The sequence below is a fragment of the Rhizobium phaseoli genome (assembly GCF_001664385.1).
Lineage (GTDB): Bacteria > Pseudomonadota > Alphaproteobacteria > Rhizobiales > Rhizobiaceae > Rhizobium > Rhizobium phaseoli.
Window position 1 is genome coordinate 1,611,904 of record NZ_CP013532.1, and the last position, 11,830, is coordinate 1,623,733.

An 11,830-nucleotide genomic window follows, 5' to 3' on the forward strand; every position below is an offset into this window, starting at 1 on the left:
CCTCTTAGCCGCCAAACGATCTTCCCGTTTCTTTCTTCATGCCGCAATGGTTTTCGCCCGTTGCGGTCTTGACGCCACGTGATCGACCACGCAATCTCCGGACCGCTTAGCTGTGGCATTTCTGTGGAGAGGAAGGCGAGTCGGCGGCGTATCTGCCGGAGGAGGAGTGAACTCCGGCCTATGGGAGGAAAGAGCGAAATGACCATTCTTTTATGCGTAATTGCATGCGGTCTGCTCTCGGTGGTCTATGCCGCCTGGGCAACCCGGTCGGTGCTTGCCGCCGATCAGGGCAATAGCCGGATGCAGGAGATCGCGGGCTATATCCGCGAAGGCGCCCAGGCCTATCTGACGCGCCAGTATCGCACCATTGCCCTCGTCGGCGTCGTTGTGTTCATCGCAGCCTGGCTGCTTCTTTCCGCTACGGCCGCCATCGGTTTCCTGATCGGCGCCGTCCTGTCCGGCGCTGCCGGTTTCATCGGCATGCACGTCTCCGTCCGCGCCAACGTGCGCACCGCGCAAGCCGCGTCCGCCAGCCTCTCCGCAGGCCTCGACATCGCCTTCAAGTCGGGTGCGATCACCGGCATGCTGGTGGCGGGCCTCGCGCTGCTCGGCGTCTCCATCTACTATACGATTTTGACCGTCGGGCTCGGCCATGAAAGCGGCTCGCGCGAAGTCATCGATGCGCTGGTGGCGCTCGGCTTCGGCGCTTCGCTGATTTCGATCTTCGCCCGTCTCGGCGGCGGCATCTTCACCAAGGGCGCCGATGTCGGCGGCGACCTCGTCGGCAAGGTGGAAGCTGGCATTCCCGAGGACGATCCGCGCAACCCAGCGACGATTGCCGATAACGTCGGCGACAATGTCGGCGACTGCGCCGGTATGGCCGCCGACCTCTTCGAGACCTATGCGGTCTCCGTCGTCGCCACCATGGTTCTCGCGGCAATCTTCTTTGCCGGCGCGCCGATCCTCCAGTCGGCGATGATCTATCCGCTGGCGATCTGCGGCGCCTGCATCATCACCTCGATCATCGGCACCTTCTTCGTCAAGCTCGGCTCGAACGGCTCGATCATGGGCGCTCTCTACAAGGGCCTCATCGTCACCGGGCTGCTGTCGATCGTCGGCCTCGGCGCCGCCACCTCGTTGACGGTCGGCTGGGGCTCGCTCGGCACCGTCGCCGGCGCCGACGTGACGGGCACCAACCTGTTCGTCTGCGGCCTCGTCGGCCTCGTCGTCACCGCGCTGATCGTCGTCATCACCGAATATTACACCGGCACCGGCAAGCGTCCGGTCGTTTCGATCGCCCAGTCCTCGGTGACCGGTCACGGCACCAATGTCATCCAGGGTCTGGCGGTCTCGCTGGAATCGACCGCGCTGCCGGCGATCGTCATCGTCGGCGGCATTCTCGCCACCTATCAGCTCGGCGGCCTTTTCGGTACCGGCATTGCGGTCACCGCCATGCTCGGCCTTGCCGGCATGATCGTTGCGCTCGATGCCTTCGGCCCGGTTACCGACAATGCCGGCGGAATCGCCGAAATGTCGCATCTGCCGCCCGAGGTGCGCAAGTCGACGGATGCGCTCGATGCCGTCGGCAACACCACCAAGGCGGTGACCAAAGGCTACGCGATCGGTTCGGCCGGCCTCGGCGCGCTGGTGCTCTTTGCCGCCTATGCCAACGATCTGAGGTATTTCGCCGCCCACGGCGACCAGTATCCCTACTTCGCCAATATCGGCGAAATCTCCTTCGAACTGTCGAACCCCTATGTCGTCGCCGGTCTGCTGTTCGGCGGCCTGATTCCCTATCTCTTCGGCGGCATCGCCATGACCGCCGTCGGCCGCGCCGCCGGCTCGATTGTCGAAGAAGTGCGCCGACAGTTCAAGATGAAGCCGGGGATCATGCAGGGCACGGAAAAGCCGGATTACGGCAAGGCCGTCGACCTTCTGACCAAGGCGGCGATCCGTGAGATGATCGTGCCGTCGCTGCTGCCGGTGCTGGCGCCCGTCGTTGTCTACTTCGGCGTGCTTCTGATCTCCGGCTCAAAGGCCTCGGCCTTTGCCGCGCTTGGCGCATCGCTGCTCGGCGTCATCATCAACGGCCTCTTTGTCGCCATCTCGATGACCTCTGGCGGCGGCGCCTGGGACAATGCCAAGAAAAGCTTCGAGGACGGTTTCGTCGACAAGGACGGCGTGCGTCACATGAAGGGTTCGGATGCACACAAGGCCTCCGTTACCGGCGATACCGTCGGCGATCCCTACAAGGACACAGCCGGCCCCGCCGTCAACCCGGCGATCAAGATCACCAATATCGTGGCACTTCTGCTGCTGGCCATTCTCGCCGGTTGATACCGCAATTCGCCACGGTGCCTACCGTCGTGGCTGCCTCTCACCCTAACCCTCTCCCCGTAAACGGGGCGAGGGGACTTGCCCTGCGAGAGGCAAGCGGGGGACGGAGAGATCGCGGCATATCCCCTTCGCCCCATTTACGGGGAGAAGGTGGCGGCAGCCGGATGAGGGCGGGCTCCGATCTCCTGGACGGAAGATGATGCCGATTAAAAAACAAGGTTTATCAACAAAAAACCCGCCGGAGCGATCCGGCGGGTTTTTGTTGGAAATCTATCCGATTAGCGCAGGCTGCTGGGATTTTGCGGCGTGCCGCCGGCGCCGCCGCCGAACAGGCTGCGGGCCGCGCTCGCGGCGCTGCCGCCGGACAGCATCTGCTGCAGGAAGGTGAGTTCCTTGCCGCCGGTCGGCGTGACGCGTCCGATCGTGTCGAACACCTTGCCGTCCTGCAGCGTATAATTGGCGCGGCGGCTGACGACGCCGTCCTTGTCGAAATAGATCGCCAGAACGCTCTGATCGACGACCTTCAGCTTCTGGAAGGCGACCGAACGCGTGCGCCGCTGCGAGATGTAATAGAAGACTTCGCCGTCGAAGGTCGCCGTCGTCGACGGGGTGCCGAGCGAAAGCAGCGCCTGCTCGCGGCTCGAGCCTTCTGGAACGAGGTTCAGCGACTGCTGGTCGGCGACGTATCCGCCATTGAGCACGGTGCCGGTCTGGCAGCCCGAAAGAGCAGTGGTGGAGGCGATTATGAAGGCAATGGCCGCGTTGCTGAAGAATTTCATGTCAGACTTGAAATACCGTTTCTTCAACGACATCTACTCCCTTGAGTGTCGATAGCAGCCGTTTGGGCCTTACACGCTTCCTCCTGCAAAACCATTGTGGCCATTCCGGGTCGAATGTCCCGAATTCGTTCCGCCGACGCCTCGAAGGCATCGTCCCGAAACAGGCCACGATCGGCATTGCAATTCGCGCCTGCTTCGGTAAACCAGCTTTCGAAATCATGCAACAAGGCCAGACGCCAGCCGGCGTGAAGATTGAGGCATTTCCGGAAAAAACAATGATCTTCGGACTCTTCCGCAAGAAAAACAACAATCAGGCGATCGTCGACCGACAATATGCGGCGTTGACGGCGGCCGCGCGCATGCCTGATCTCTATGAGGGGCTCAATGTGCCGGATACGGTGATGGGCCGTTTCGAAATGCTGTCGATCGTGATGATTCTGTTTTTTCGCCGCACGCGCGCCTCTGCCGTCAGCGGCCAGGAGATCGCCCAGGAGATCGTCGACGCCTTTTTCCAGGACATCGACTACTCGATCCGCGAACTCGGCATCGGCGACAACAGCGTGCCGAAACGCATGAAGAAGCTCGCCGGCATGTTCTACGGCCGGCTCGAAGCCTATTCGAAGGCGATGGATGCCGGCGATCGCGAAGCGCTCGCGCTCGCCCTCCAGCGCAATATCTACCCCGAAAGTCCGGCGCCGGCCGATATGTCCGGCCTCGCCGGCTGGATGATGGCGGCAGAAGCCCACTTGTCCGCCATTCCGGAAGAGATGATTGCCGGCGGCGCGGCAAAGCTGCCGCCGGTCGCAAACTCATCGGTCGCCTGAAGGAGGAAACGATGAAAAACGATCGGGACGATGTTCCTTTCTCCTATCGCGTGAAGGTCGGCCATATCTCCGCCAACCCTGTTGAGGTCCATATCGAGGCCGATGCCGGCGAATTGAAGGCGCTCGCCGAGTCCTGGAGCGTCGTCGCCGTCGAGGATCTCAGTGCCGACCTGCAGATTGCCCGCTGGAAGCGCGATGGCGTGCGCGTCAAGGGCCGGGTGCAGGCGAAGATCGTCCAGTCCTGCGTCGTGACCCTGGAACCGGTCGAAGCGGCTATCGACGAAAGCTTCGAGCAGATTTTCGTGCCTGAAGGATCCAAGCTTGCCCGCCAGCCCGGCAATGACGCCGGCGAAATGCTGCTCGATCCCGACGGTCCTGATCTGCCCGAGACCTTTGTCGGCGATACGATCGATGCCGGCGAGGTAGTTGCGGAGTTCGCCGCTCTTGCGATCGATCCCTATCCGCGCAAGCAGGGTGTCGAGTTCGAAGGTCATATCGAGGATAGCGGCGAGAACGATAAAAAGCCCTCCGCTTTCGCGGTTCTCAAGGACTGGAAAAAGGACTGAAGCCTCACGGGCATTTCACACAATTCAGTTGTATGCGACGCCAAAACCGGTATTTTGGCCGAAATTTCGCCCCTCGGCGGAAAGAAGGATCAGGGACGCGTGATCAGAATATCTCTCGACCTCATGGGTGGCGACTTTGGTCCCCAGGTTGTCATCCCCGGCGCCGCCAAAGCGCTGGATCGGCATCCGGATATTTCCTTCGTTTTTTATGGTCTTAAGGAACAGTGCGACCCTTTTCTCGCCAAGTTTCAGAAACTTAAGGAAAAATCGGTCTTCCACGATTGCGAGCTTGCGGTCAGCATGGAAGAGAAGCCGAGCCAGGCGCTGCGCCGTGGCCGTTATATCTCCACCATGTGGCGTTCGATCGAGGCGGTGAAGACGGGCGATGCCGATGTCGCAGTCTCGGCCGGCAATACCGGCGCGCTGATGGCGATGGCGAAGTTCTGTCTTCGCACCATGGCCAATATCGAGCGCCCGGCGATCGCGGCGATCTGGCCGACGCTGAAGGGTGAGAGCATCGTGCTCGATGTCGGCGCGACGATCGGCGCCGATGCGCAGCAACTGATGGATTTCGCCCTGATGGGCGGCGCCATGGCGCGCGCGCTTTTCGAGATCGAACGCCCGACGATCGGCCTTCTGAACGTCGGCGTGGAAGAGGTGAAAGGTCAGGAAGAGGTCAAGGAGGCCGGCCGGCTGTTGCGCGAGGCGAATATCGATTCGCTTGAATATTCCGGCTTCGTCGAGGGCAACGATCTCGGCAAGGGTACCGTCGACGTCGTCGTCACCGAAGGCTTCTCCGGCAATATCGCGCTCAAGACCGCCGAAGGCACGGCCAAGCAGATCGCTGAATATCTGCGTGCGGCCATGTCGCGCACGTTGCTCGCCCGCATCGGCTACCTCTTCGCCAAAGGCGCCTTCGACATGCTTCGCGAGAAACTCGATCCGAGCAAGGTCAATGGCGGCGTGTTTCTCGGCCTGAACGGCATCGTCATCAAGAGCCATGGCGGCGCCAATGCCGAGGGCATCGCCGCTGCGATCGAGGTCGGCTACGATATGGCCAAGAACGGCCTCAATCAGAAAATAGAAAACGATCTTAAGAAATATCATGCCAAGCGCCTGCCCCCTATGGGCCCGGAAGCGGCATGAGTGATGAGGTTCAATCGAATATGATCCGTTCAGTGGTTCGCGGGTTCGGAGCCGCACTTCCGAAGCGCGTGGTGACCAATCGCGACATGGAGGCCATCGTCGATACGTCGGACGAATGGATCGTCCAGCGCACGGGCATCCGGCAGCGTTACGTGGCCGGCGACGACGAAACGACCGCCTCGCTCGGCGAGGCCGCCGCGCGTGCGGCGCTCGAAAATGGCGGCCTGACGCCCGCCGACATCGATCTCATCATCTGCGCCACCTCGACTCCTGACAACACGTTTCCGGCGACCTCGGTCAATATCCAGAACCGTCTCGGCATGAGCCACGGCTTCGCCTTTGACGTTCAGGCCGTCTGCACCGGTTTCGTCTATGCGGTGACGACCGCGGACGCCTATATCCGCGGCGGCCTTGCAAAACGCGTTCTGGTTATCGGCGCCGAGACTTTTTCGCGCATTCTCGACTGGAACGACCGCACGACTTGCGTGCTCTTCGGCGACGGCGCCGGCGCGATCGTGCTGGAGGCGGCCGAAGGCGAGGGGACGTCCGCAGATCGCGGCGTGCTGACCGCTCATCTGCGCTCCGACGGTTCGCACAAGGACAAGCTTTATGTCGATGGCGGACCGTCGACGACGGGCAGCGTCGGCAAGCTGCGCATGGAAGGCCGCGAGGTTTTCAAATACGCCGTCGGCATGATCACCGATGTCATCCAGGCTGCATTCGATTCGACCGGCACCACCGCCGACGATCTTGACTGGCTGGTACCGCACCAGGCCAATCGACGCATCATCGACGGTTCGGCGAAGAAGCTGAACATCGCTGCGGAAAAAGTTGTCGTTACCGTCGATCTGCACGGCAATACCTCGGCCGCTTCGATCCCGCTTGCGCTCGCGACCGCTGCCGGCGACGGCCGCATCAAGAAGGGCGACCTGGTGATGCTCGAAGCGATGGGGGGCGGCTTCACCTGGGGCGCCGTTCTGCTGCGCTGGTAAGCACGAATCCTAAAAAACTGGCGGCGAACAAGAGCTTGACCGTGAGGCGCAAGACAAATACTCTTCGTTCGCTTTCACAAAATAATTTGTAATGGGCGGGGAAACCATGACCGGAAAAACAGTGACGCGAGCAGACCTGGCGGAATCCGTTTTCCGAAAGGTTGGGCTTTCCCGGACAGAATCCGCCGAACTTGTGGAAACCGTCATCGACGAAATCTGCAATGCCATCGTGCGTGGTGAAACCGTCAAGCTTTCCTCCTTCGCCACGTTTCAGGTTCGCGACAAGAACGAGCGGATCGGCCGCAACCCGAAGACCGGCGAGGAGGTTCCGATCTCTCCCCGCCGGGTCATGACCTTCAAGGCATCGAACGTGCTGAAGACGCGCATCCTCAAGGCGCATGTCTCTCGCAAGGTCAAGCTGAAGCCGCAGAACCCGGCTCCCTGATATCGGTCTTCCTCCTGCTCGGAGCGGCCTTTTTCTCTCTCATCGTTCATCGCCTGTGCGCAACGTCGACACATGACTTGAATTGTCGGCGCCAAACCTTTGAAATACGATGAGTCGCCGTTGGATGAGTCTGCGAGGTTGCGTAGCAGTATGACGTTGGACAAGAGCCCCGATGCCTTTCGCACCATCAGCGAAGTCGCAGACGATCTTGATCTGCCGCAGCATGTGCTGCGCTTCTGGGAAACGCGGTTTCCCCAGATAAAGCCGATGAAGCGCGGCGGCGGCCGTCGCTATTATCGGCCGGAGGATGTCGACCTTCTCAAGGGCATCCGGCATTTGCTCTATGATCACGGCTACACGATCAAGGGCGTGCAGAAGCTTCTGAAGACCAACGGCAACAAGTTCGTCATATCGGTCGGCCACGGCGATCTCGCCAGCGTCGAGGCGCTTGCCTCGGGCGTGCAGGAGACGGGATCGGGCGAGCCGCGCGTCGGGATGGCCGAGGAGGACCAGATCGTCGGCCGCGCCAAACCGCCGATCACGCGCCGGTTCTTCAACTTCGTTGCCGGAGACGACGATCAGCCGGAAGTCTCAATCGGCAAGTCAAGCGTCGGCAAGGAAGACAGGGCACTGCTGCAGGAGGCGCTTTACGACCTCCTGGAATGCAAGCGTCTGCTCGATCAGGTGCGCTGAGGAAACACGCCTCAGGCGTCCGTAAGCAGCTTCATCGCCTGTTCGAGCTCGCTGAGTTGGAAAGGTTTGCGCAGCACCGGCAGGGTGCTTGGAGTGCTGCCTTCCGGTGCGCTGCCGTAGCCTGTCGCATAGAGATAGGGTTTGCCGCGCTCGTCGAGCAGCTTTGCGACCGGCAGCGAACTCCGGCCGGCAAGCGAGACGTCGAGGATGGCGGCGTCGAACGCCGCGTCTCTGGCAGTTGCGAGCGCCCGTTCCAGATCGGGTGCAGTCGCGCAAACCCGATAGCCGAGATCGCTGAGCATGTCCTCGAGCAACATGGCGATCAGTGCATCGTCCTCGACGATGAATATGTCTTTCATGATCCCGTCCACCCATTCCCCTTGCCGGGCACGAAGATTTATGTGGACCGCTTGTGCAGCTCGTCAAGACGCTGCGCGCAGCGGTGGTAAGCCTGTCGCACAAAACCGCGCCGCGGTCTTACGACACGACATGTCTAAACATAAAAAGCTGATGCGCGGCAAGCGAATCTGAAAGATCACGCCGCGCTTTGGAAGGAGCATATTGCCCGGCGAAATTCGATGTGCAAAAGCTGGGACGCCGTCTCGGTGACGGCTGCTGCATAATTCCTGAAATTGGAATCGATTTACGGAAAAAATTATGCAGTAATTCAGAGTGTTGCAGCGTCCATCGCGCATCTGAAAAGACGCACGGCGCTGTGAGAAGGGGTGTGGAATGGATTTGCTGAGTGCCACGGATTGGCTGCGTCAGAGGCCGGGCTACACCTATCCGCTGGCCGTTGCCTTCGTGGGGCTGACGTTTTTTCTGCGACTTGCCGCCAGTGACTATCTCTCCGGTTTTCCCTTCCTGAGCTTCCTCCCGGCGATATTGCTCGCCAGTTTCATTGGCGGCGCGGGGCCGGGTTTCGTCGCGGCCGTGGTTGCAGCCTTCGTCGTTCAGCAGTTTTTCGTCGAGCCGCATGACGCCTTCTGGCCAGTCAGCGCCGGCCAGTGGGTTGGCCTTTCAACCTATCTGGTCAATGCTGCGATCATCATCGCCCTGATGGAGATGATCATCATCGCCCATGGCAGGCAGAGCCGCCTGCGCGCCGCGCTCAACAGTTTCAACGCGCGCCTGGAAGAGACGGTGGCCGAGCGCACTGCCGCACTCAGGCACGAGATGGAAGAGAATGCCGCCGCCCAGGCGCAGGTCCGGCAGTTGCAGAAGATGGAGACGATCGGTCAGCTCACAGGCGGCGTCGCCCATGATTTCAACAATATGCTTGCGATCATCATCGGCAATCTCGATCTTGCTCAGCGGCGCATGACCGGACATGAAGATCCGCGCCTGCTGAACTCCCTTCAGAATGCCAGAGACGGTGCTCAGCGGGCCGCGGTGCTGACCGCGCGTCTTCTCGCCTTCTCGCGCCAGCAACCGCTCGCCCCGGAGGTGATCGACGTCAACAAGCTGGTCGGTGGCATGTCGGAGTTGCTGCGGCGCACGCTCGGCGAACATATCCGCATCGAAACCGTGCTCGCCGGCGGCCTCTGGCCGAGCTTTGCCGATTTGAGCCAACTCGAAAACGCCATGCTGAACCTGGCCGTCAATGCACGCGACGCCATGCCTGGCGGCGGTCATTTGACGATCGAGACTGCCAATACCGAACTGGATGAGCGATATTCGCGGATGCATTCGGAGGTCGAAGCAGGTCAGTATGTGATGATCAGCATGACCGACACCGGCACCGGCATGTCGCCTGATGTGATCGACCGCGCCTTTGATCCGTTCTACACCACCAAGGGACCCGGCAAGGGGACCGGCCTCGGCCTCAGCCAAGTCTACGGCTACATCAAGCAGAGCGGCGGTCATATCAAAATCTATTCGGAGATCGACCGCGGAACGACGGTGAAGATCTATCTGCCGCGCCATGTCGGCAAGGCGGATGCGCGCCTCGCGGCCGCCGGCGCCCAGCCGCTTCCCCAGGGCAGCGTCAACGATACGATCCTGGTGGTGGAGGATGATGAACATGTCCGCACCATGACCGCCGAAAGCCTGCATGAACTCGGTTACACCGTCTTGCAGGCGGGAAGCGGCATGGAGGCGCTTCTCCTTCTGGAGGAAAATCCGGATGTCGACCTGATCTTCACCGATATTGTGATGCCGCAGATGAGCGGGCGTCAGCTTGCCGACGTCGTTCAGGAAAAATGGCCGACGATCCGGATCCTTTACACCACGGGTTACACGCGCAACGCCATCGTCCACAATGGCGTGCTTGATCACGGCGTTTCGCTACTCGCCAAGCCTTTCAGCCTGGAGCAGCTCGCCCATAAGATCCGGGAACTCTTGAACATGCCGGTAAGGGTGGCAGACGAGGGGACGTGAAGTCGCGCGCGATCGCGCGTCTCCAGCCTCCCGATTGCCTTATTCAAGCACCTGAATCACCCGGTGCGTCTTCGGCTCGACGATGACACGCCGCTCATTGATCACAGTGTAGCCATAGCCGTCGACATTGGGCACGGTATGGACTTCGACGGTATCCGGCAGCGTCGCGCCAACCGTGATCTCGCCATCATAGACGACCGACGGCGTGTTTTGCTCCATGACATAGGTGCGCACCTCGCCGGGCAGGACGACGGAGCCGGTTGGTGCGGGATCGGTGACGACGACGGTGCTCTGCGCGAAGGCGGCCGAGCAAATGGTCAGCATGGCGGCCGTAGCCAACATGGTCTTGCGCATGGGAGTTCTCCTTTTTAACGCTTGGACATCAAGGCAACGCCGCCCATGCTGCATAGTTCCGCCGCCGACCGGCCGCCTTGGCGAAGGCCGGGGATCCCAGCAGCTTGTTGCTATACGACTTTATGCACCATACGGTTGAGCTGTGCGAATCACGTTCAATGCGAGTCTTCAGGTGGCAGCAGAGGCGCGCTCTTTACCCTTCATTAACCATGTCGGCGGTTTATGTCAGGTGAACGGCCGGACGGTCGTTGATTCGAAGGTCCGTCGCGCTTCGGTTTGCGAATGGACATCTGGAAAGACGATAGCGGCGGCTCGAGACATGCGCTTGCGGAAGACGATATCGCTGGTGGCAGTGGCGGGCATGATGGCCGGCTGTACGTCGACAGGCGGTGTGCGGCAGCCTTCCGCGCCGGAGACAGTGGCGCCCGAAAAGGCGCTGGTTCTGCCGCCGCCGGGCGGCCCATCGATCGTCAGCGTCGTCGAGCGCAAGCGTGGCAATGGTGTCGAACAGACGGTCTCCTTGTTTACGTCTTCCTCCGTGCCCGGCCAGAATTTCCTGAAGATCCAGTTTTTCGGCGCGTCCGGGGCCAATCCCGGAGCGGGCAATGCCGGCTTCAGCATGATTAATGAGAGCGCTATTGCCCGCGAAATGGCTCGCGCGGCCCCCGGCGTGCCGATGGCTACCTCGGCGACTTTCCTGCAGAACGCTTATGGCCCATTCGGCTATGCCTCCGGCCGAAGCCGCGCCGGCGACGCCTGTATTTTCGCCTGGCAACAGATCCGGTCGAGCGCGGCCGCCAACACGCAGGCCCGCAATTTTGGCATGATCCAGCTGCGTCTGCGCCTGTGCGATGCGCGCGCATCCGAGCGCCAGCTGCTCGGCATCGTCTACGGCTACACGATATCAGGCACATTCGAGGGCGTGATCTGGAACCCCTATGGCGCCCCGCCGCCGGCCGACGCGGCGCGCGGGCGCGCCGGCGATCCGATCTATCCCGACGAGGGCGGATATCGCGCCAGCCCGATGCCGATCGGATATGAGCCGGCGCCCGCCGCCGTGATCAGCCTGCCTCGGACGGCTCCGGTTCGCAGCGCCCCGAGTCGGCAACCGGCTCAAGGCGCCGCACCGTTGCCGGCGCCCATCGGCCCGCGCGTGCCGCTGCCGGGCGAGGCGCCACAGACAAGCGTGGCGCCGGAGGCGGTTGCTGCGCCGTTGGAACAATCGGCAAGGGCAATCGGTGTCACCGTGCCCTCGCCGGACTGCATAGGCGACACGGCCATGACGGCCGTGTGCCGGAGATAGAGCATGATGCCG

Annotated in this window: 12 protein-coding genes; 9 read left to right on the forward strand and 3 right to left on the reverse strand. The window is 61.5% G+C overall.

All coding sequences use genetic code 11. The annotated features are described in order from the left end of the window. The first annotated feature begins 198 nt into the window (after positions 1–198). A complete protein-coding gene (locus tag AMC88_RS07845) occupies positions 199–2,337 on the forward strand; it encodes a sodium-translocating pyrophosphatase (RefSeq protein ID WP_064817910.1) in 2,139 nt (712 codons plus the stop codon). A 278-nt stretch (positions 2,338–2,615) separates the two neighbouring features. On the opposite strand, the gene AMC88_RS07850 is transcribed toward AMC88_RS07845, so the two are convergent. Beyond that, positions 2,616–3,149 carry an outer membrane protein assembly factor BamE gene (locus tag AMC88_RS07850; protein WP_037117218.1) on the reverse strand — a complete coding sequence of 178 codons (534 nt, stop codon included), beginning with the start codon at positions 3,147–3,149 and terminating at the stop codon, positions 2,616–2,618. A 185-nt stretch (positions 3,150–3,334) separates the two neighbouring features. Here AMC88_RS07850 and AMC88_RS07855 point away from each other — a divergent pair, with 185 nt between their 5' ends. From AMC88_RS07855 to AMC88_RS07880, 6 genes are all read left to right on the forward strand, one after another. Next, positions 3,335–3,940, forward strand: a complete 606-nt coding sequence (locus tag AMC88_RS07855) for a ubiquinol-cytochrome C chaperone family protein (RefSeq protein WP_064825833.1) — start codon at positions 3,335–3,337, stop codon at positions 3,938–3,940. Positions 3,941–3,951: 11 nt separating this feature from the next. Beyond that, the gene (locus tag AMC88_RS07860; protein WP_064825076.1) at positions 3,952–4,506 is read left to right on the forward strand and encodes a YceD family protein; all 555 of its coding nucleotides are present in this window, start codon (positions 3,952–3,954) and stop codon (positions 4,504–4,506) included. 99 nt (positions 4,507–4,605) lie between these two features. Then, on the forward strand, positions 4,606–5,652 hold the full coding sequence (plsX, locus tag AMC88_RS07865; RefSeq protein ID WP_064825834.1) for a phosphate acyltransferase PlsX: 1,047 nt from the start codon (positions 4,606–4,608) through the stop codon (positions 5,650–5,652). Positions 5,653–5,672: 20 nt separating this feature from the next. Continuing rightward, a complete protein-coding gene (locus AMC88_RS07870; protein ID WP_064817911.1) occupies positions 5,673–6,644 on the forward strand; it encodes a beta-ketoacyl-ACP synthase III in 972 nt (323 codons plus the stop codon). A gap of 106 nt (positions 6,645–6,750) precedes the next feature. Beyond that, on the forward strand, positions 6,751–7,089 hold the full coding sequence (locus AMC88_RS07875) for an integration host factor subunit alpha (protein ID WP_010019728.1): 339 nt from the start codon (positions 6,751–6,753) through the stop codon (positions 7,087–7,089). Between the two features lie 150 nt (positions 7,090–7,239). Next, entirely contained in the window at positions 7,240–7,782 is a 543-nt protein-coding gene (locus AMC88_RS07880; protein WP_004677457.1) for a MerR family transcriptional regulator, read from the forward strand. 11 nt (positions 7,783–7,793) lie between these two features. Here AMC88_RS07880 and AMC88_RS07885 read toward each other — a convergent pair whose 3' ends face one another. Beyond that, on the reverse strand, positions 7,794–8,141 hold the full coding sequence (locus AMC88_RS07885) for a response regulator (RefSeq protein WP_004677459.1): 348 nt from the start codon (positions 8,139–8,141) through the stop codon (positions 7,794–7,796). 373 nt (positions 8,142–8,514) lie between these two features. On the opposite strand from AMC88_RS07885, the gene AMC88_RS07890 reads away from it, so the two are divergent. Beyond that, entirely contained in the window at positions 8,515–10,161 is a 1,647-nt protein-coding gene (locus AMC88_RS07890) for an ATP-binding protein (RefSeq protein WP_064825077.1), read from the forward strand. Positions 10,162–10,200: 39 nt separating this feature from the next. Here the strand turns inward: AMC88_RS07890 and AMC88_RS07895 are convergent, their stop codons facing one another. Next, positions 10,201–10,515, reverse strand: coding sequence for a DUF1236 domain-containing protein (locus AMC88_RS07895; RefSeq protein ID WP_004677463.1), 315 nt, complete (start codon positions 10,513–10,515; stop codon positions 10,201–10,203). A gap of 319 nt (positions 10,516–10,834) precedes the next feature. On the opposite strand from AMC88_RS07895, the gene bcsN reads away from it, so the two are divergent. After that, on the forward strand, positions 10,835–11,818 hold the full coding sequence (bcsN, locus tag AMC88_RS07900; RefSeq protein WP_064825078.1) for a cellulose biosynthesis protein BcsN: 984 nt from the start codon (positions 10,835–10,837) through the stop codon (positions 11,816–11,818). The last annotated feature ends 12 nt before the right edge of the window (positions 11,819–11,830 follow it).